Source organism: Acidocella sp. (assembly GCF_036489515.1).
Taxonomy (GTDB): Bacteria; Pseudomonadota; Alphaproteobacteria; order Acetobacterales; family Acetobacteraceae; genus Acidocella.
The window spans coordinates 35481-54825 of sequence record NZ_DASXFO010000035.1 but is presented as its reverse complement, the minus strand read 5'-3'; the positions used below and the strand labels follow the sequence as shown (position 1 = coordinate 54825).

Below are 19345 nucleotides of genomic sequence, written 5' to 3'. Positions count from 1 at the left end.
TCGTGATCCATCGAGCTCATAACCATGTACGGGACACAGCTCTGCAATGTTATTGCCAAAAATATCATGGTCGCGAGTTTAGCTGTGAAGACACGAAAGTTACTCTTTTGGCTCCCCTTTGTGGCGGTCGGGGAGTTAAGAAGCCTGCCTAACTTGTTTGTTATTCCGGCGTCCATTGTAAACATAACCTTTTGGCTGTTTGTTATTCCCGTGGTTTAAAGCTGGATTCGAAATGATACCTTAGAAAACTCAGCATTTAAACCATCTCTATTTTGAATGCGCAACAGGTTGCGCCGATTTCCGTGACCGAAACGCAAATTCTCCCTCGCCAGGGGGGGCGCTGGATTGAAGCCTGGGAATTTCGTCTCGCTCTACGTGGGGCAATTACAACAACAACGCTTTATCCGGGTTTTGAAATGCTTACGGATTGCTATCCGGTACCCATCGCTATCTTGCAGCGTTTTTCTGTCTGCGCGGCGGCTTGTTTGGCCTCATCGTCACGTTACGCGATCGTGTTGTCGTGTCGGTTTGCGATGATGTGACGCAATCGGTGCGCCGGTGGTGTTTGTGCTCGCCTCGCGACCGTCGTGAACCATCACTTTGCATCGAAGACCATCCTAACGCCCTCGGGTCGTGTTCGGCTGGGGCATGCCCCTATCGGACGTCCAAGACATACGCCGAATGTGTCCGATACAATTGGTTGACAGTTTTTCGGACACTACGCACAAAACGTTTAATAACCAAAACGGACGGAGGTGAGCGTGTTACGAACCGCTCAATTTCCCACCCCCTCATAAGGCCCGGGGTCGTCCTCATTCAGCCCGACGGCCGCCCGGTACCACTCACCAGCAATCGCACGGGCCTCTCGGTGGGACAGCGCCTTTGGCCCTTCAGCATGCAGGGCTCGGGTAAGCTCAAGTTTTGCTCGGAGGTCGGCCAAGCCTGCCGGTGCGCGCGCTATGGCTTCGCGCCGATCCTTCGTGCCCAGATTGGCTGTGAACTCAGCCCCGACACCATATAGGTGCTTTGCGGTCGCCCTTAGCTCTGTCGGGATTGTCAGCCGGATGCGGTGAACGCCGCTCTTCGAGTGTCGAGTTGGTTCGATCATTTTTAGGGCCATCCGTACCACTCTTTCGTACCACGAGAGAAGAGGTAAGCCCTTGATTGTACTGAAGTCTTTGAAATCTCAACAAAATTTTGTGAGATGGCTGGGGGACCTGGATTCGAACCAAGGCTACCCGGGTCAGAGCCAGGTGTTCTACCGCTAAACTATCCCCCAGCAGCGGTGCGGCGCTCACCTAGCATCGCTCGCGGCGGAGGGCAACTGCCCAATGCTACCGGATCGTCATAAATTTATCCCTAGCCAGGCGTTCCGGACCGTTTCTGGCTTGCTCATTCCCGCCCGGACGCGACTATAGTGGTTTTATGTCCAACCCGCTGCCAACGCCGCCTGCGTCTTCCGCCGAGTCCCGACGCTCTTACCGGCGTCCGGTCTTCGGCGGCATCGATTTGGGGACGAACAACTGCCGTATGCTGGTGGGGACGCCGGCCAGTCATGGTTTTCAGGTACTGGATAGTTTTTCCCGAGTCGTCAGGTTGGGGGAGGGTCTCTACGAGACCGGGCGGCTCTCCCCGGTGGCGATGGAGCGGGCCATCGCCAGCCTCAGCATCTGCGCCGAGCGGGCGAAACGCTGGAGCGATTCGGGCGCTGGCCCCCTGGCCTTGCGGGCCATCGCCACGGAGGCCTGCCGCCAAGCGGAAAATGGCTCGGAATTCATCGATCTCGCGCGGCGGAAAACCGGCCTGCCGCTGGAAATCATCAACCCGCGGGAAGAGGCGGAGCTGGCGGTGGAAAGCTGCGCCTCGCTGATCTGCCAGGGCGGACGGCGCGCGGTCCTGTTCGACATTGGCGGCGGCTCGACCGAGATTGCCTGGGTGCGGGTGAATTGCGACGGCGCGGCGCCGGAGCTGGTCGGCTATCTGTCGTTGCCCGTGGGCGTGGTCACGCTGTCCGAGCGCTGCGCCGAGGCCTGCTATACCGAGGAAGGCTTCGGGAGCGTGGTGTCGGACATTACCGACATGCTGCGATCGTTCGAGGCGGTGCACCGCATCGGCCAGGAGATCCGCCAGGGCGGGGTGATGATGGTCGGCACCAGCGGCACGGTCACCACGCTGGCCGGGGTGTCGCTGCGGCTCGACCGCTACCGGCGCGGCCTGGTGGACGGGCTGAGCCTGACGCGGCCGGCGGTGGATGCGGCGTTGGCCGAGGCGCGGGCGCTGGGGCGCGAGGGGTTGCGGCGGCACCCCTGCATCGGCGCCGACCGGGTGAATTTCGTACTGCCGGGCTGCGCGATCTTTGCGGCGATCCATGAATTGTGGCAGGTGCCCCAGCTCATTGTGGCGGATCGGGGATTGCGTGAGGGTATGTTGATGCGATTGATGCGGGCTTCGCGCCCGGTGCGGCGGGGGTTCCGCCTGGCATGACGGATAGTACTTTTCTGCCGCCGCGCCGCGAGGCGGTGCGGCTGAAGCGTGCGAGCAAGCTCAGCACGTCGTCGCAGCGCTGGCTGAACCGGCAGCTGAACGACCCCTATGTGGCGGCGGCCAAGTCGGCCGGCTACCGCTCGCGCGCGGCGTTCAAGATGCTGGAGCTCGACGATAAATATAAGCTCATCGGCAAAAACGCGCTGGTGGTCGATCTCGGCGCCGCCCCCGGCGGCTGGAGCCAGGTGGCGTTGCAGCGCGGGGCCGCGAAGGTGATCGGCATCGACCTGCTGGCGATCATCCCCGTCGAGGGGGCAGAGTTTATTCAGGGCGATTTCATGGAAGAGGGGATGGACGCCCGGCTGACCGAAATGCTCGGCGGCAAAGCCGACCTCGTGCTCTCCGACATGGCGCCGAATACCACCGGCCATGTCGCCACGGATCATATCCGCATCATGGCCCTGGCCGAGGCGGCGCTGGCCTTCGCCTGCGACATTCTGGCGCCGGGGGGCGCGTTCGTGGCGAAACTGTTCCAGGGCGGGGCGGAACGCGACATGCTGAACACGCTGAAACTGCGCTTCCGCAACGTGCGTCACGCCAAGCCGCCCGCCAGCCGCAAGGATTCGAAGGAAATGTACGTCGTCGCCACGGGGTTCCGCGGCGCGGAGTAAGAAGCCGCTTTTCGAGCCAAAGCGGCGCAAAAACTTTTATTATGCTGGGTCATGGGCTGTGTCGCCGACTACGCCCATGGCCGAGCATAACAAAGTTTTTTTGCTACTTTTTGTTCACAAAAAGTAGCCTTCCCTTTTTGCTGCCTTGAGTTGCTTCCTCGCGCTATTGCGCCCCGCCGCCGCCGCGCTTAATGAGGGCCGCCAAGGTCTTTTTATTGAAAGCGCGGGGCCATGGCGATCGATACTTCTGCAAAAACCGATTTCAGCGACCGGATTTCCGAGGCTCTGGCCTTTGACGATGTGCTGCTGGTCCCCTCCTATTCACAGGTTCTGCCCACCACGGTGCGCACCGGCACACGTCTGACGCGCACCATTTCGCTGAACATTCCGCTGGTCTCGGCGGCGATGGACACGGTGACCGAGGCGGCGATGGCCATCGCCATGGCGCAGCAGGGCGGCATCGGCGTGATCCACAAAAACTTCACCATCGTCGAGCAGGCCGCACAGGTGCGCCGGGTGAAGAAATTCGAGAGCGGCATGGTGGTGAACCCGCTGACGATCTTCCCCGACCAGACCCTGGCCGATGCGCGCGCGCTGATGGCGCAACACAATATCAGCGGCTTTCCGGTGGTGGAGCGGGACGGACGGTTGGTGGGCATTCTCACCCATCGTGACGTGCGCTTCGCGACCGACCCGAACATGACGATTTCCCACCTGATGACGCGGGACAATCTCGCCACCGTCACCACCGGCGTCTCGGCCGAGGAGGCGCGGGCGCTGCTGCACAAGCGCCGGCTGGAAAAGCTGCTGGTGGTCGATGAGGATTACCGCTGCGTCGGGCTGATGACCGTGAAGGACATGGACAAGGCCCAGGCGCATCCGCTCGCCAACAAGGACGAGCTGGGCCGCCTGCGCGTGGCCGCCGCGACCGGGGTCGGTGCCGACGGCATCGAGCGCGCCGCCGCCCTGGTCGAAGCCGGTGCGGATGTGGTCGTGGTCGATACCGCGCACGGCCATTCCGACGGCGTGCTGCGCGCGGTCGAACGCATCAAGCGTGAGTCCAACGCGGTGCAGATCATCGCCGGCAACGTGGCCACGCCTGAAGGGGCGTTGGCGCTGATCGATGCCGGGGCGGATGCGGTGAAAGTCGGCATCGGCCCGGGCAGCATCTGCACCACCCGCGTGGTGGCCGGCGTCGGCGTGCCGCAATTCTCCGCCGTGCTGGAAACCGCCGCCGCCTGCCGTGCCCGCGGCGTGCCGGCGATCGCCGATGGCGGCATTCGCGCCTCGGGCGACCTGGTGAAGGCGCTGGCCGCCGGAGCCGATGCGGTGATGGTCGGCTCGATGCTGGCCGGCACCGACGAAGCGCCCGGCGAAGTCTTCCTGTATCAAGGCCGCAGCTACAAATCCTATCGCGGCATGGGCAGCCTGGGCGCGATGGCGCGTGGCTCGGCGGACCGCTATTTCCAGCAGGAGATCAAGGATACGCTGAAGCTGGTGCCGGAAGGGGTCGAGGGCCGCGTGGGCTATAAGGGGCCGATGGCGGCGGTGGTGCACCAGCTGGTGGGCGGCTTGCGCGCCGGCATGGGCTATACCGGCTGCGCCAACATTTCCGCGCTGCAGACCGACGCGAAATTCCGCCGCATCACCGGGGCGGGCCTGCGTGAGAGCCATGTGCACGACGTCGCGATCACCCGCGAAGCGCCGAATTACCGCCAGGAATGATGAAGAAAGCAGCCGCTTTTTAAAAAAAGCGGCGCAAAAATTTTTACTCCTCTGGGCCATGGGCGTTGTCACCGACAACGCCCATGGCCCAGATTCATAAAGTTTATTTGCTACTTTTTGTTCACAAAAAGTAGCCTTACTTTTGGAATTCATAAAATGACCCCTGCCGGACAACTGGCCGCTGCGATCGATCTGTTGGCGGAGATCGAGGTTGATCCTCGCCCCGCCGATGCCGTGGCGAATCATTTTTTCCGCACCCGCCGCTTCATCGGCGGCGGCGACCGGCGGCAGGTGAGCACCCTGGTGTGGGGCGTGTTGCGGGCGCGGCGCCATCTGGGCTGGTGGCTGAACCATTTCGAGGCGCCGGAGACGCCGCGGCTGCTGCTGGCGGTGCAGGCGCTGTTCACCGGCATGACGCCGCACAAGATCGCCATGGCCTTCACCTCCGGCCGCTATGGCCCGCCGGCGGTGACGCCGGAGGAGATGGCGGTTCTGGACAAATTCGCCGGCCGGACGCTGGAGCATCCGAACATGCCGGAGGCGGTCAAGCACGAGATCCCGGACTGGATCCTGCCGAAGCTGCGCGCCCAGTTCGGGCCAACGCTGGAAGCGGAAATGACCGCTTTGGGCGGCCCGGCGACGCTGGACCTGCGCATCAACGCCCTGAAAACCACGCGCGAAGCGGCGATGCTGGCGCTGGCCCGGGAAGGGCTGCCGGCTCAACCGACCCCGTTCAGCCCCTGGGGGCTGCGCCTTGCCGGGCGGCAATCCGTCACTCAGGGCAAATCGTTCCAGGACGGTCTGGTGGAAATCCAGGACGAGGGCAGCCAGTTGATCGCGCTGCTGGTCGATGCGCAGCCCGGCATGCGCGTCGTGGATTTCTGCGCGGGGGCCGGCGGCAAGACGCTGGCGATCGCCATGACCATGGGCAACAAGGGTCATATCGTCGCCTGTGACGTCTCGGCCCCCCGGCTGGACGGCGCCATCAAGCGGCTGCGCCGTGCCGGGGTGCACAACGTGGAATCGCATCTGCTGGCGGCCGGCGACAAATGGGTGAAGCGCCAGGAACAAAAATTCGACCGCGTGCTGGTCGACGCGCCCTGCACCGGCACCGGCACCTGGAGGCGCAACCCGGATGCACGGCTGCGCCTGCGTGAGGACGATCTCAACGAATTGATCGCCAAGCAGGCGGCAATTCTCGACCATGCGCAAAAATTAACGAAACCCGGCGGCAAACTTATTTACGCGACCTGCTCTTTGCTCAATGATGAGAACGAGGCTCAGGTGGAGGCGTTTTTGGCCAAGTATCCAACCTACAGGCAGTTGCCCATCGAGGCGCCCGAGGAGCTGCGCGGACCGCATCTGCGCCTCTCTCCGCGCCGGCATAACACCGATGGGTTTTTCGCCGCGGTGTTGGAGCGGCTTGCGTGATTTCGATCCGCCGCGCACGGGCTCGGGACGCTCCCGGCATCGCGGCGGTTCATGTTGCGACCTGGCGCAGCGCCTATGCGGGGCTGCTGCCGGACGAATTTCTCGAACGTCTCTCCGTCACCCGGCTCGCCGCTCAATATGACCGGTCGATCCGCATGGGGCTGGGCATGCATGTGGCGATCAATGCCAGTGACAATGCCGAGCCCGCGCTGGTGGGCTTCACCTCGGCCCGGCGCAGCCGCAGCGACCGGCTGGGCGAGGGCGAGGTGGAGACGCTGTATGTGATGGATGACTGGCAGAACCAGGGGATCGGCCGCACCTTGCTGCGGGCTTCGGGAAACTTCCTGGCCGGGCTCGGCTGCCGCTCGGCCTATGCCTGGGTATTGCGGGAAAACCCCGCAGGCTTCTTTTACCAGCGCCTCGGCGGCAAATGCATCGCTACCAGCGTGACCAATGTCGGCGGCGACGAAATACCGCAGGTCGCCTATTCCTGGGATCCGATCGAAACCCTGTTGGATGTCGACGCCTGATGCGCTAGCACGCGTCATGAGCGAAGATAAAATCCTGATTCTCGATTTCGGCAGCCAGGTCACGCAGCTGATCGCGCGCCGTGTCCGCGAGAGCGGCGTCTACTGTGAAATCCTGCCTTTCAACGCCGATCCGGCGCGCATTGCAGCGTTTGGGCCTAAGGGCATCATCCTCTCCGGCGGTCCGGCCAGCGTCGCCGATGAAGGCTCGCCGCGCGCCCCGGATGATGTGTTCCAGATGGGCGTGCCGGTGCTCGGCATCTGCTACGGGCAGATGACGATGTGCGTGCAACTGGGCGGTGCAGCGCAGGGCGCGGAGATCCGCGAGTTCGGCCGCGCGCATATCGACGTCGTCGAGAATTGCGCGTTGTTCGAGGGCACCTGGACGCCGGGCGCGCGCGAGCAGGTGTGGATGAGCCATGGCGACCATATTTCCGCACCGCCGCCGGGCTTTCGCACCGTGGCGGTCTCCGAGGGCGCGCCTTACGCCATCATTGCCGACGATGCCCGGAAGTTTTACGGGCTGATGTTCCACCCGGAAGTGGTGCACACGCCGCACGGCGCGCAGCTTTTGAAAAATTTCACCCACAAAGTCTGCGGCCTCAAGGGCGACTGGACCATGGCCGGGTTCCGCCAGGCGGAGGTGCAAAAGATTCGCGCCCAGGTCGGCAGCGGCAAGGTGATCTGCGGCCTGTCCGGCGGCGTCGATTCCTCGGTCGCGGCGGCGCTGATCCATGAGGCGATCGGCGACCAGCTCACCTGCATTTTCGTCGATCACGGCCTGCTGCGTACGGGTGAGGCGGACGAGGTGGTGCGGGTGTTCCGCGACCAGTTCAACATCACGCTCGTGCACCGCGACGCGTCTGACCTGTTCCTCGGCGAACTCGACGGCGTCACCGACCCGGAGCAGAAGCGCAAGATCATCGGCAAGCTCTTCATCGACGTGTTCGATCAGGAAGCGAAAAAACTCGGCGGCGCGGATTTCCTTGCCCAGGGCACGCTGTATCCGGACGTGATCGAATCCGTCAGCGCGCTGGGCGGCCCGAGCGTCACCATCAAGTCGCACCATAATGTCGGCGGCCTGCCGGCCTATATGAAGCTCAAACTCGTCGAGCCGCTGCGCGAACTCTTCAAGGATGAGGTACGCGCGCTGGGGCGCGAGCTCGGCCTGCCGGAGACCATCGTCGGCCGCCATCCGTTCCCCGGCCCGGGCCTCGCCATCCGCGTGCTCGGCGCGGTGACGCGCGAAGCGGTGGCGGTGCTGCAGAAGGCCGACGCGATCTATCTGGAAGAGATCCGCGCCGCCGGGCTGTACGATGCCATCTGGCAGGCCTTCGCCGTGCTGCTGCCGGTGAAATCGGTCGGCGTGATGGGTGACGGTCGCACCTATGACAAGGTGTGCGCGCTGCGTGCCGTGACCAGCACCGACGGCATGACCGCGGACGTCTATCCGTTCGAGATGGCGTTTCTCTCGCGCGTGTCGAACCGCATCGTCAACGAAGTACGCGGCATCAACCGCGTCACCTACGACATCACCAGCAAGCCACCAGGAACGATCGAATGGGAGTGATGGAACCAGTGAACAAAATGACCGAGCGTGCGGCGCCGGGCCGCAAGCCGGGCCGGCATTTCTTCGCCAATCCGGGACCGACCAACATTCCGGATTCGGTGCTGCGGGCGATGGACCGCAACAGCCTGGATTTCATGGAAGCCGACTTCCTGGAAATCTACGACCAGGCCCGTGCCGGGCTGAAGCGCATTCTGTTCACGGAACATGAAGTCTTTTTCTATGCCGGTTCCGGCCATGCCGGCTGGGAAGCGTCGATGGTCAACCTGTTCTCCGCCGGAGACAAGGTTCTGATGATCGGTGGCGGCTACTTCTCCGGCACCTGGGCCGCCCTTTCGCGCGCCCATGGCATCGACGTCGAGAAGCTCGACGTCGACTGGCATGAGGGCGTAAAACTTTCCGCCCTCCAGGCACGTCTGGAAGCCGACAAGGCGCATGAGATCAAGGCCGTCTGCGTCGTGCACAACGAGACGTCGACCAGCGTCGTGCTGCCGCTGCGGGAAATCCGCGCGGTGCTCGATGAGGTAAAACATCCGGCGCTGTATCTGTGCGACACCATCTCCTCGCTCGGCTGCTTCGCCTTCAAGATGGATGAATGGGGCGTCGACGTGGTGGTGGGCGGCAGCCAGAAAGGGCTGATGCTGCCGACCGGCATGGCGTTCAGCGCGGTCGGCCCGAAGGCGCTGGAGGCGCATAAAAAGGCGACCCTGCCGCGCTTCTATTTCGACTGGACGGCGATGCTGGCGCGGCGCTTCCGCAGCTTCACCGGCTCCGCGCCGATCGTGCCGTTCTTCGGCCTGGCGGAATCGGTGCGCCTGCTGGAGCTGGAAGGCATCGAAAATGTCTGGGCGCGCCATCATCGCCTGGCTGAGGCGGTGCGCGCGGCGGGGCGCGTCTGGGGCGGCAACCAGGGGCCGACACTCTATTGCCGCGACCCGAACCGTTATTCGGATTCCGTCACAACCTTCGAGGTGCCGGAGGGGCATGATGCGGACGCGCTGCGCAAGGTGCTGCTCGACCGCTACAACGTTTCCACCGGCGGCGGGCTCGGCGAGCTCAACGGAAGGGTGTTCCGCATCGGCCATATGGGCGACCTCAACGAGGCGATGATCCTCGGCACGCTGGCGACGGTGGAGATCGCCATGGGCGAGGTCGGCATGCCGCACAGCAAAGGCGGCATAATGGCGGCGATAGAGGCCCTGGCGAAATGACCCTGCAGGTCAAGCTGATCCCGGTCACCCCGTTCCAGCAGAATTGCGCGCTGATCTGGGACAGCGAGACCAAGGACGCGGCGGTGATCGATCCCGGCGGCGACGTCGCGACGATCGTCGCCGCCATCGCACAGGAAGGCGTGCGGGTGACGGATATTTTCCTCACCCACGGCCATCTCGACCATGCCGGCGGCGCCCAGGAACTTTCTGAAAAGCTCGGCGTGAAAATCACCGGGCCGGGTGAGCAGGACGATTTCCTACTCCGCGGCATCAAGGTGCAGGCGGATTCTTTCGGTTTTGCGGCCGAAAACTGCACACCAGATGCCTGGCTCGCGGAGGGGGAGGTCATCACCATCGGCGGCACGGAATTCGCGGTGCTGCACTGCCCGGGTCATACGCCGGGGCACATGGTGTTCGTAAGCCGCGCCCTGAATTTCGGCATTTTCGGCGACGTGCTGTTCCGCAACTCGGTCGGCCGCACCGACTTCCCCTACGGTGATTCCGCGGCGCTGATCGCGTCGATCAAGGAAAAGCTGATGGTCCTGCCGGATGATTTCACCTTCATCTGCGGCCATGGCGCGGCCTCCACGATCGGTGCGGAGCGGCAGAGCAATCCGTTTATTCGGTAGGAAGGAAAGACTACTTTTTGTGAACAAAAAGTAGCAAAAAAACTTTGCTATGCTGGGCCATGGGCGTTGTCGGCGACACCGCCCATGGCCCAGCGTAACAAAAATTTTTGCGCCGCTTTTTTTAAAAAGCGGCTGCTTTCTTCCTTTCATCAGACCGGATCAATATCCAACCACGACAAATGCCCGCCCTTGCCGGCGCCGGTGTCCAGGAACACGGTGCGTCCGCCGGCTTCGTTGTCGCGGATATAGGGGCGTCCGTCCTGGCTGCGGCGGTCATGGCCGCAATACACCGTGATCCCGGCGGGAATGTCATCGATCCAGTCCAGCAGGCGTTCCGGCCGGCCGGCTTCGGTGGCGCGGCCGGTGGTCTGGCCGAACAGCGCGCGCGCCACCAGCGGGTCCGGACGACGCATCGGGAAGGACGGGGAGGCCTGGCGGCGCATCGCCGGGTGAAACCCGCCATGCACGAACAAGGCCCGCGGCGTCGCCACCCAGGCTGGGGCATTCATGATTTCCTGCAGGGTCCGCCGGTGCATGGCAAGCGGCAGTTCGCCCAGGCTGCGCTCCACGGCAGCACCACTCACATGATGCCCGAGCAGGCCGCGCGCCAGCTTGAAATCGTGGTTGCCGAGCAGGAACATGCCGCGCTGCTCGTCGATCAGCCGGAACATGATGGCCAGGGCGCCGGGCGTGTCCGGCCCGTCATCCACCAGGTCGCCCAATTGCACGATGTAGCGGTCGGTCTCGGCGGCCAGCGCGAAAGCCCGTGCATCGCCGTGCACATCGCCGACCACGCGCAAGGGAACGCCGGCGGGAATCATGGTTTTATCCGCTGGGCACGGCACCAGACGGCGCTTGAGGTCATGCCACCTCGGCCATGCGGCCGAGTTGTTCCAGGGCGAAGGAGAAGAGCTGATCCTGGCCGAGCAGGAACACGCGCAGGCCGCGCGGGAACAGCCGGGAGATCGCCGCGTCATGCACGTCCAGCCCGCCGGTATAGGCGCCGAAAGCGGGCATCATCAGCCGCGCCGCATCGGTGACGAAGCAGGGGCGGCTGACGCGCTTGGCGCGGGCCTCGATGCTGGCCTTGGGATGGAAATGGCCGGAAATCTCGATCTCGCGCGGGCCGAGGACGGAGGCGGCCTGATGGCGGAAGGTGAACGGGCCTTCGCGATACTGCGCCACCGACATCCCCGGCATGCCGGTCGGGGTGGCCTCCTGGTTGCCGGTGATCCAGATGAACTGCGCCTCACGGGCCATCGCCTCGAGGCGCGAGAGGTCGTCCTGGCTCAGCCGGGTGGCGTCACGGCCGCGAAAGCTGTCGCCCAGGACGATGACCTTTTTCGGCCGGTACAGCCGCACCAGGCGGTTCAGTCGCTCCAGTGTCGCGCGCGTGTCGGAGGGCGGCAGGGCGCCGCGCGCGGCGAGCGCTCTGGGTCTCTCGAAATACAGGTCGGCAACGATGAGCACCCGTTTGGCTGGCCAGAAGGCGGCACCTGCGGGGTCGAGCATCAATCGTTCATCACGAAAGTGAATCGGTGCAGCGGTCATGGCCGGTGAACAAGCATATTCTGCCCTTCAGGGCTACGAATAAATTTTTGTCCAGCAGGGGTTTTCAACCTGGCTTCTGCTACCACAGCATCTATTTCGACTAACAAAAACACCGCGCCGCGCCGCTAAAAACCCGTGCGCGGCCGATTCCCGTCAGCACCGGCACTGCAAGAGGCGAAACCCTGCTCAGCACCCGATGCGTGATCCGCCCCCATGCTTCCGGGCCGGCAAAGCGGCGGCGGCGGCGCGACTCGTGCGGCGCAGGGGCCGTAACGCCCAGATAAAATGTTCACGGTTTGTTCAAAAAATTTTGCTGGAGGAATGATTTGTGAGCCACCGGCTCCTGCAAGGCGGGATCATCTAGAACGCGAGGGCGACGGCCGTGAGGCTGGCGGCGACCAGTACCGCGAGGGTCAGCGTCGCGCCGCCGGCTCGGAACAGGTTCGGCGCCGGCAAGGCCATGCCGATCGGGTGGAGGACGCGGGCGAGGATCAGCACCGCAGCGGCTGGCTGGCATGCTGCAACTCCGCGGCGCCGAGCAGGAGCAGGATCAGCGGCACGTATTCGGCAAAATTCGCATGCGTGCGCACCGCGATCAGAAGTTTTTCCCCGCCCGATCCGCTGCCATCCCCCAGCATGATGCGGCTGCGAAAGCGCACGACGAAAACCCGGCAGGTCAGGACGCCATAAATCAGTTCCAGAACACCGGCGGCACCAAGGGTGATCGGTATGCTCATGGTGTCGCTCCTGTCCCGATTTTGGTTGCGGTTGCCGGCAGCCTAGAGCATGATCGTGCCACCCCAATCATGCGCTGACCTTGTTGGCGCTCTAATCTCGTTGGCACGAGCGACAGCATGGCTCAAGCGAGCGGCCGCGCGGTGCAACGTCCAGCCTGACGTCGTGCGTGATGATAAAAGGGGCGGGGGATTGTCGTATAATTGTTCGTTCAGGACCTCACCAGCGCATGGCTGTTTCGTTAAATGGTTCTTTAGGACAACAATCTTCATTATCCGTCGGCCCCCGCGATGCGTATAGTCATGTCACCCGTGGAGGAGAAACAAGCATGGAAACTTCAAGACACGAAGCCGCGCATGAACGAACCCGCGCGATTTTGGCGGTAACGCCCGAGACTTTCGTGCGGAACTGGCAGCTGACCGGCCTCAGGGTGCTGCGCGCACAGGAACGAATGCTGCACAGCATGATGTCGGCGGCGCGGCTGGAGATGCAATTCGGCCAGGACGTGCTGGCGAACCGCATGTCCCGCTTCAACTCACGGAGTGAGAATGGGGCGCGCGCCGATGGGGCGTTTCAGGAATTCGACCGCATGATCACCATGATGCGGGAAGTCACCGAGGAATTGCGCGGCGGCTTCACCGAGGCGACGCAGCTGCTGACCGAGGCGGCCGAGGAATCGCTCCGGGACACCAAAAAAGCCGTCCAGACCGTGGCCGACAAGAGCGCCGAAGCGGCGCATGACAGCCTGCAGAGTAGCGGCAAATTCACGAAGAAGATCGTTGAACCCGCCACCGAGAGCGCCGGCACCGAGAAGGAAGCCGCGCGCAGACCCATCTAGAGAAGCAGCAGACCCATCTAGATACGCAAGGGAAGGCTACTTTTTGTGAACAAAAAGTAGCAAAAAAACTTTGTTAATGCTGGGCCATGGGCGTTGTCGCGGACACCGCCTCAGGCCCAGCATCATAAAAGTTTTTGCGCCGCTTTTTTCAAAAAGCGGCTGCTTCACTGAGCAGCTTTGGCCTTCGCTTTGGCGGCCGGCTTGGCCTTGGGCTTAGCCGGGGTGGCGGCTTTTTTCGCCGCCGGGCGGGCTTTGGGTTTCAGCGCGGCCGCCTTGACCGCCGGGGCGGCCTTGGTCTTGGCCTTGGCGGCGGGCTTTTTGGCCCCCTTGCGGCCGCGTGGCGCCATCACCTTGCCTTTTTCCGCCAGCAGCGCCACCGCCTCGTCGAGTGTCACCTCAGTGAGTTCGGTGCCCTTCGGCAGATTGGCGACCACATTGCCCCATTGCGCATAGGGACCGAAGCGGCCCTTGCGTGCCACCACCGGCTCCTTGTCCTTGGGGTGCTCGCCGAGGCTGCGGATCGAATCCTGCTTCTTGCCGATCAGGTCCATGGCCCGGTTCAGGCCGATATGCAGCACGTCGTCGTCGCGGTCGAGCGAGGCGAAGATCGCGCCCATTTTCACGTACGGCCCGAACCGCCCCACCGCCGCCTCGATTTTCTGCCCCGTCTCCGGATGCAGGCCGACCAGGCGCGGGAGGGATAACAGCCCGAGCGCGTCGTCCAGGCTCAGCGTTTCCGGGGTCATGCCGCGCGTCAGCGAGGCGCGCTTGGGCTTGGCCTTCTTGTCGGCCAGGTCGGGCTCGCCCTGCTGCACATACAGCCCGTACGGGCCGCGCTTGAGGGCGATGTCCTCGCCGGTCTCCGGATGTTGGCCGAGCAGGCGCATGCCGTCCTTCAGCGAGTCATCCGGGGTGTCGCCGCCGTCCACCGCCAGTTTCCGCGTGTACTGGCAAGTGGGATAATTCGAGCAGCCGATGAAGCTGCCGAAGCGCCCGAGCTTCAGCCCGATGCGGCCGGTGCCGCAGGCCGGGCAGGCGCGCGGGTCGGACCCGTCCTCACGGGCGGGGAAGAAATGCGGGCCGAGATCGGCGTCGAGCGCGTCGATTACGTCGGAGATTTTCAGCTCCTTGGTCTGCGCCACGGCCTCCGAGAAATCGCTCCAGAAGGCGCGCAGCACGTCGCGCCAGCGCGCATTGCCCTCGGCGATCTCGTCGAGCTGTTCCTCGAGATTGGCGGTGAAGCCAGTATCGACGTAGCGCGCAAAGAAGCTGGTGAGGAAGGCTGTGACGAGGCGGCCGCGATCCTCGGGGATGAAGCGCCGCGCCTCCAGGCGCACATAGTTGCGGTCGCGCAGCACGGTCAGGATCGAGGCATAGGTGGAGGGCCGGCCGATGCCGAGCTCCTCCATCTTCTTCACCAGCGAGGCCTCGGAATAGCGCGGCGGCGGCTGGGTGAAATGCTGGTTGGCCTCGACCTTGGCGGTTTTCAGCGGGTCATTCTTGCCGATCGGCGGCAGCAGCCGCGCGTCATCATCCTCCGCCGGTTCATCCAGGTCCTCGCGGTAGAGGCGCAGAAACCCGTCGAACGCCAGCACCGAGCCGGTGGCGCGCAGGGTCTGGCCCTTGCCGTCGGTCATGTCGACGCTGGTCTGGTCCAGCTCCGCCGCCTGCATCTGGCAGGCCATGGCCCGCTTGTAGATCAGCTCATAGAGCCGCGCCTGCTCGGCGTTGAGCATACGCGCCACGCGCTCGGGTTTGAGCGAGGCGTCGGTGGGGCGGATCGCCTCATGCGCTTCCTGGGCATTCTTGGCCTTGGAGACATATTCGCGGGGGGCTACGGGCACATAATCCGGTCCGAAGTCGGACTTGATCTGCGCGCGCAAGGCGGTGACGGCCTCCTTGGCAAGCTGCACGCCATCGGTTCGCATATAGGTGATCAGGCCGACCGTCTCGCCGCCGATTTCCACGCCTTCATAGAGCTGCTGCGCCAGGCGCATGGTCTGCTGCGAGGAGAACCCGAGTTTGCGGCTCGCCTCCTGCTGGAGCGTGGAGGTGATGAAAGGCGGCGGCGGGTTGCGGCGGGTGCGTTTTTTCTCGACCTGGGCAACCGTGAAATTCCCGGCCTCGACCGCGGCCCGGGCGGCCAGCGCCTTGGCCTCGTCGTTGAGGTCGAACTGATCGAGCTTCTTGCCCTGGTAATGCGTCAGCCGGGCCGGGAAGGGCGCGCCCGAGGGCGTTACCATGCCGGCTTCGATGGTCCAGTACTCGCGTGGGCGAAAAACCTCGATCTCGGCTTCGCGCTCGCAGATCAGCCGCAGCGCCACGGACTGCACGCGCCCGGCGGAGCGGCTGCCGGGCAGCTTGCGCCACAGCACCGGAGAGAGGGTGAAGCCGACCAGGTAATCCAGCGCGCGGCGGGCGAGATAGGCCTCGATCAGCGGCTGGTCGAGCGCGCGGGGGGCGGCCATCGCCGCCTTCACCGCCGATTTGGTGATTTCGTTGAAGGTGACGCGCAGCACGTTGACGCCCTTGAGGGCGTTCTTGTCCTCCAGCATGGCGCGCACATGCCAGGAAATCGCCTCGCCCTCGCGATCCGGGTCGGTCGCCAGATAGAGCGTGCCGGCACCTTTCAGCGCCCGGGCGATCTCACCCATATGCTTCTGGCCGCGCTCATCGGCTTCCCAGAGCATGGTGAAATCCTCGTCGGGGAGGACCGAGCCGTCTTTCGCCGGCAAGTCGCGCACATGGCCGAACGAAGCCAATACTTTATATGAGTCGCCCAGATACTTGTTGATTGTCTTGGCTTTGGACGGGGACTCGACAATGACGATATCAGTCAAAAACCGTTTCCGATCATGGGTCTACGTGGCGTGCCACCCGGTTACCGGCAAGGGTTTCCACCCTTCCCGCGAGTTCTAGTTCAAGCAGGACCGCCGTTATGGCGGTCAAGGACAGTTGGCAGCGCCGTGCGATCTCGTCAACTGCGACCGGATCGGCACCGATCAGATCCGGGATCAGGCGGCGGGCGCGGGCCAGTTCCACCTCGTCGGCTTTGTCGCCTTCCCCGAAACGCGGGGGGACGATTCAGCGAAACCGGGCGCAGAAATCCGCTGAAACATCGGGTCGCGCGACAGGCCCTCGCGGCCCGGAAAATCGGGCAGGTTGGCCAGCACGTCGGCGGCCGATTCGGTCAGATGCGCGCCCTGGCGGATGAGGTCGTTGGCCCCCGCGGAGCGCGGGTCGAGCGGCGAGCCGGGCACGCCGAACAGCTCCCGCCCGGCCTCATTGGCGAGGCGCGCGGTGAGCAGCGAGCCGGAGCGCGCCGCCGCCTCGATCACCACCAGCCCCAGCACCAGCCCGGCGATGATGCGGTTGCGCTTGGGAAAATGTTTGGCGACCGGCGCGGTGCCGAGCGGGGCTTCCGCCACCACCGCGCCCTGTTCAGCGATGCGCGCCTGCAGGGCGGCATGTTCCGGCGGGTAGGCGACGTCGAGCCCGCCGGCGATGACGGCGACGGTCTTGCCCGCCCGCAACGCACCGGTATGGGCGGCGGCGTCGACGCCGCGCGCAAGGCCGGAGACCACCACCAGCGTCGCCGCCAGCTCCGCGCCGAGAATCTCCGCGAGGCGCATACCGTTGGCCGAGGCATTGCGCGCCCCGACCACACCCACCGCCCGGTCGGAAAGTATTTTTGCGCCGCCCAGCACCGCAATCGCCGGGGGGGCGTCGGGCAGTTGCGCCAGGAAAGGGGGATAGTCCGGACCATCGAGGAACAAGAGTCTACCCCCCATGCGCTGCAGGGCGCGGAGTTCGGCTTCCACCGCTGCTTCCGAGGGAATCGCCGGGGCCGTGGCCCGGCCGCCGGCGCGGGCGAGGTCGGGCAGCGCTGCCAGCGCCTCCCGCGGCGTCGCAAAGCGCGCCATCAGCCGCCGATAAGTGACTGGTCCCACGCTCTCCGTTCGGATCAGACGCAGACGGTCAAAATCGCTCATGGGCTCGGTTTCAGCCTTTCGCTTAAGCAATCAAGGAGAAGGCTTCTTTTTGTGAACAAAAAGAAGCAAAAAAACTTTGCTATGCTGGGCCATGGGCGTTGTCGGTGACACAGCCCATGGCCCAGCATAGCAAAAATTTTTGCGCCGCTTTTTCAAGCCTTTTTGCCGATGCGCGGTTCGCTGCCGGCGCGCAGCCGGGAAATGTTCTCGCGGTGTTTCCAGACGACCAGAACGGCGATGATCGCGGCCAGTACCGCCAAATGCCAGCGCCCGAACACCAAGGCGGCCAGCGGCGCGACGGCGAAGGCGGTGAATGCGGAGAGCGAGGAATAACGGCTTAACCGAGCCATCGACAGCCATGCGGCGCAGGAGATCAGCCCCACCGGCAGAAATGCGCCGAGCAGGACGCCAAGGCCGGTCGCGACCCCTTTGCCGCCCTTGAACCGCAGCCAGATCGGGAAAAGATGGCCGAGCAGTGCGGCGAGACCGGTGCACAGCATCACCGTCTGGCCGAACGATGCCGCCACCAGCACCGGGATAGCCCCCTTCGCCCCGTCCAGGAGCAAGGTGGCGGCGGCGATTTTTTTGTTGCCGGTGCGCAGCACATTGGTCGCGCCGATATTGCCCGAGCCGATGTCGCGAATGTCCCCCAACCCGGCCGCGCGCGTCAGCACCAGGCCAAAAGGGATGGACCCGCAAAGATACCCGAAAAGGAGGAGGGACCAGAAGATCATCCGAAGACCCGGCTTCCGGCTTTCCAGGTGCCGAGCACCACGCCTTCCAGCGCCCTGCCGTCGAACGGCGTGTTCTGCGCCTTGCCGGGCAACTGCCCGGCGGTGACGCGCCAGGACCGGTCGGGGTGGAACAGGCACAAATCCGCAGGCTTGCCCTTGGCGATTTTGCCGGCGTCCAGGCCCAGCCAGGCGGCGGGCTTGGAGGTCAGCAGCGCCAACGCCTGGGCCAGGGACAAATGCCCCGACTGAACCTGCGCCAGCGTCACGCCGAGCAGTGTGGCGAGACCGGCGCCGCCCGGTGCGGCATCGGCGAAGGGCAGGCGCTTGTCGTCGGCGTCGCGCGGCTGGTGGTCGGAGGCGATGGCGTCGATCGTGCCGTCGGCCAGGGCGGCGAGCACGGCCAGCCGGTCTTCCTCGCCCCGCAGCGGCGGTGAAAGTTTCAAATAGGTGCGGTAATCGCCGATCGCGGTTTCGTTCAGGTCGAAATAGGGCGGCGCGGTATCGCAGGTGATTTTGCTCCCCTGATCCTTGGCTTTCCGGATCAGGTCGAGGGATTCCGCGGTGGTGATGTGGGCGAAATGCACCGCACCGCCGGTCAGGGCGGCGAGGCGGATGTCGCGCGCCACGGCGATGGCTTCCGCGGCGGCGGGGATGCCGGGCAGGCCCATCCAGCTGGCGCGCGCGCCCTCGGTCGCGGCGCCGCCGTTGGCCAGTTCCACGTCCTCGGCATGCTGCACGATGCGCAGGCCAAACCCGCTGGCATAGGCCAGCGCGCGGCGCATCAGCCGCGAGGAGGCGATATTTTTGGTCCCGTCGGTGAAGGCGATCGCGCCGGCATCCCGGAGGAGGCCGTATTCCGCCAGCTCCGCGCCGCGGCAGCCGCGCGTCGCGGCGCCATAGGGCAGCAGCGTGACCGAGCCGGTTTCCACGCCGCGCAGCACGATCTGGCGCACCAGCGCCGGGTCGTCGAGCGCCGGCTTGCTGTCAGGCAGCACGGCGATGGTGGTGATGCCGCCCGCCGAAGCGGCGAGGGCGGCGCTGGCGATGGTCTCACGATATTCAAAGCCCGGCTCGCCGAGCGAGGCGCGCAGATCGACCAGCCCCGGGCACAGCACCGCGCCCTCGGCCTCGATGATTTCCGCGCCGTCCGGCACGCCGAGCGAGGTCCCGAAATCGGCGATGCTGCCATCCCGCACCAGCAGTTCGCCCTCAAGCAGAGACTGAGCGGTTTCGTCCAAGAACCTGATTTT

General features: G+C 64.5%; 18 protein-coding genes and 1 tRNA gene. 9 read left to right on the top strand and 10 right to left on the bottom strand.

Going from position 1 to position 19345, the window contains the following annotated elements; translation table 11 throughout:
- Positions 1–1205 precede the first annotated feature (1205 nt).
- Positions 1206–1279 (bottom strand) — tRNA-Gln (locus VGG47_RS05040).
- Between the two features lie 146 nt (positions 1280–1425).
- Between VGG47_RS05040 and VGG47_RS05035 the strand changes: the two genes are divergently transcribed.
- The 8 genes from VGG47_RS05035 to VGG47_RS05000 all read left to right on the top strand — a co-directional run bounded on the left by VGG47_RS05035 (position 1426) and on the right by VGG47_RS05000 (position 10245).
- On the top strand, positions 1426–2484 hold the full coding sequence (locus tag VGG47_RS05035; protein WP_331536065.1) for a Ppx/GppA phosphatase family protein: 1059 nt from the start codon (positions 1426–1428) through the stop codon (positions 2482–2484).
- Positions 2481–3155, top strand: coding sequence for an RlmE family RNA methyltransferase (locus VGG47_RS05030; RefSeq protein WP_331536063.1), 675 nt, complete (start codon positions 2481–2483; stop codon positions 3153–3155). Before VGG47_RS05035 ends, VGG47_RS05030 begins: the two co-directional genes overlap by 4 nt.
- Before the next feature lie 231 nt (positions 3156–3386).
- Positions 3387–4880 (top strand): IMP dehydrogenase, encoded by a 1494-nt coding sequence (gene guaB, locus VGG47_RS05025; protein WP_331536061.1) that lies wholly within the window; start codon positions 3387–3389, stop codon positions 4878–4880.
- Between the two features lie 156 nt (positions 4881–5036).
- Positions 5037–6311, top strand: coding sequence for an RsmB/NOP family class I SAM-dependent RNA methyltransferase (locus VGG47_RS05020; RefSeq protein ID WP_331536059.1), 1275 nt, complete (start codon positions 5037–5039; stop codon positions 6309–6311).
- Positions 6308–6841 (top strand): GNAT family N-acetyltransferase, encoded by a 534-nt coding sequence (locus VGG47_RS05015; RefSeq protein ID WP_331536057.1) that lies wholly within the window; start codon positions 6308–6310, stop codon positions 6839–6841. Before VGG47_RS05020 ends, VGG47_RS05015 begins: the two co-directional genes overlap by 4 nt.
- Positions 6842–6857: 16 nt before the next feature.
- The gene (gene guaA / locus VGG47_RS05010; protein ID WP_331536055.1) at positions 6858–8408 is read left to right on the top strand and encodes a glutamine-hydrolyzing GMP synthase; all 1551 of its coding nucleotides are present in this window, start codon (positions 6858–6860) and stop codon (positions 8406–8408) included.
- Positions 8409–8425: 17 nt separating this feature from the next.
- Positions 8426–9616 carry a pyridoxal-phosphate-dependent aminotransferase family protein gene (locus VGG47_RS05005; protein ID WP_331536053.1) on the top strand — a complete coding sequence of 397 codons (1191 nt, stop codon included), beginning with the start codon at positions 8426–8428 and terminating at the stop codon, positions 9614–9616.
- Complete coding sequence (locus VGG47_RS05000) at positions 9613–10245, top strand: MBL fold metallo-hydrolase (protein ID WP_331536052.1); 633 nt, start codon at positions 9613–9615, stop codon at positions 10243–10245. The genes VGG47_RS05005 and VGG47_RS05000 overlap by 4 nt, the downstream gene beginning before the upstream one ends.
- A 149-nt stretch (positions 10246–10394) precedes the next feature.
- Here VGG47_RS05000 and VGG47_RS04995 read toward each other — a convergent pair whose 3' ends face one another.
- The 4 genes from VGG47_RS04995 to VGG47_RS04980 form a co-directional block, all read right to left on the bottom strand.
- Positions 10395–11066: a metallophosphoesterase gene (locus VGG47_RS04995; protein ID WP_331536050.1), complete on the bottom strand. Its 672-nt coding sequence runs from the start codon at positions 11064–11066 to the stop codon at positions 10395–10397.
- 40 nt (positions 11067–11106) lie between these two features.
- Complete coding sequence (pdeM, locus tag VGG47_RS04990) at positions 11107–11796, bottom strand: ligase-associated DNA damage response endonuclease PdeM (RefSeq protein WP_331536048.1); 690 nt, start codon at positions 11794–11796, stop codon at positions 11107–11109.
- A gap of 360 nt (positions 11797–12156) precedes the next feature.
- Complete coding sequence (locus VGG47_RS04985) at positions 12157–12294, bottom strand: hypothetical protein (RefSeq protein WP_331536046.1); 138 nt, start codon at positions 12292–12294, stop codon at positions 12157–12159.
- Complete coding sequence (locus tag VGG47_RS04980) at positions 12288–12533, bottom strand: MAPEG family protein (protein WP_331536044.1); 246 nt, start codon at positions 12531–12533, stop codon at positions 12288–12290. Before VGG47_RS04980 ends, VGG47_RS04985 begins: the two co-directional genes overlap by 7 nt.
- A gap of 326 nt (positions 12534–12859) precedes the next feature.
- Here VGG47_RS04980 and VGG47_RS04975 point away from each other — a divergent pair, with 326 nt between their 5' ends.
- Positions 12860–13369: a hypothetical protein gene (locus VGG47_RS04975; RefSeq protein WP_331536042.1), complete on the top strand. Its 510-nt coding sequence runs from the start codon at positions 12860–12862 to the stop codon at positions 13367–13369.
- A gap of 164 nt (positions 13370–13533) precedes the next feature.
- Here VGG47_RS04975 and topA read toward each other — a convergent pair whose 3' ends face one another.
- From topA to VGG47_RS04950, 5 genes are all read right to left on the bottom strand, one after another.
- Positions 13534–16209 carry a type I DNA topoisomerase gene (gene topA, locus VGG47_RS04970; protein WP_331536040.1) on the bottom strand — a complete coding sequence of 892 codons (2676 nt, stop codon included), beginning with the start codon at positions 16207–16209 and terminating at the stop codon, positions 13534–13536.
- A 13-nt stretch (positions 16210–16222) separates the two neighbouring features.
- On the bottom strand, positions 16223–16411 hold the full coding sequence (locus VGG47_RS04965) for a hypothetical protein (protein ID WP_331536038.1): 189 nt from the start codon (positions 16409–16411) through the stop codon (positions 16223–16225).
- On the bottom strand, positions 16384–17361 hold the full coding sequence (dprA, locus tag VGG47_RS04960) for a DNA-processing protein DprA (RefSeq protein ID WP_331536036.1): 978 nt from the start codon (positions 17359–17361) through the stop codon (positions 16384–16386). Before dprA ends, VGG47_RS04965 begins: the two co-directional genes overlap by 28 nt.
- A 152-nt stretch (positions 17362–17513) precedes the next feature.
- Complete coding sequence (gene plsY, locus VGG47_RS04955; protein WP_331536034.1) at positions 17514–18095, bottom strand: glycerol-3-phosphate 1-O-acyltransferase PlsY; 582 nt, start codon at positions 18093–18095, stop codon at positions 17514–17516.
- Positions 18092–19333 (bottom strand): dihydroorotase, encoded by a 1242-nt coding sequence (locus tag VGG47_RS04950; protein WP_331536032.1) that lies wholly within the window; start codon positions 19331–19333, stop codon positions 18092–18094. Before VGG47_RS04950 ends, plsY begins: the two co-directional genes overlap by 4 nt.
- Positions 19334–19345 lie beyond the last annotated feature (12 nt).

Coding starts and splice junctions, on each gene's coding strand:
- VGG47_RS05000 (WP_331536052.1), top strand. CDS start 9,613: ATGACCCTGCAGGTCAAGCTGATCCCGGTCACCCCGTTCCAGCAGAAT.
- VGG47_RS04995 (WP_331536050.1), bottom strand. CDS start 11,066: ATGATTCCCGCCGGCGTTCCCTTGCGCGTGGTCGGCGATGTGCACGGC.
- guaB (WP_331536061.1), top strand. CDS start 3,387: ATGGCGATCGATACTTCTGCAAAAACCGATTTCAGCGACCGGATTTCC.
- VGG47_RS05005 (WP_331536053.1), top strand. CDS start 8,426: ATGACCGAGCGTGCGGCGCCGGGCCGCAAGCCGGGCCGGCATTTCTTC.
- dprA (WP_331536036.1), bottom strand. CDS start 17,361: ATGAGCGATTTTGACCGTCTGCGTCTGATCCGAACGGAGAGCGTGGGA.
- VGG47_RS04975 (WP_331536042.1), top strand. CDS start 12,860: ATGGAAACTTCAAGACACGAAGCCGCGCATGAACGAACCCGCGCGATT.
- VGG47_RS04980 (WP_331536044.1), bottom strand. CDS start 12,533: ATGAGCATACCGATCACCCTTGGTGCCGCCGGTGTTCTGGAACTGATT.
- VGG47_RS05020 (WP_331536059.1), top strand. CDS start 5,037: ATGACCCCTGCCGGACAACTGGCCGCTGCGATCGATCTGTTGGCGGAG.
- pdeM (WP_331536048.1), bottom strand. CDS start 11,796: ATGACCGCTGCACCGATTCACTTTCGTGATGAACGATTGATGCTCGAC.
- plsY (WP_331536034.1), bottom strand. CDS start 18,095: ATGATCTTCTGGTCCCTCCTCCTTTTCGGGTATCTTTGCGGGTCCATC.
- VGG47_RS05030 (WP_331536063.1), top strand. CDS start 2,481: ATGACGGATAGTACTTTTCTGCCGCCGCGCCGCGAGGCGGTGCGGCTG.
- VGG47_RS05035 (WP_331536065.1), top strand. CDS start 1,426: ATGTCCAACCCGCTGCCAACGCCGCCTGCGTCTTCCGCCGAGTCCCGA.
- guaA (WP_331536055.1), top strand. CDS start 6,858: ATGAGCGAAGATAAAATCCTGATTCTCGATTTCGGCAGCCAGGTCACG.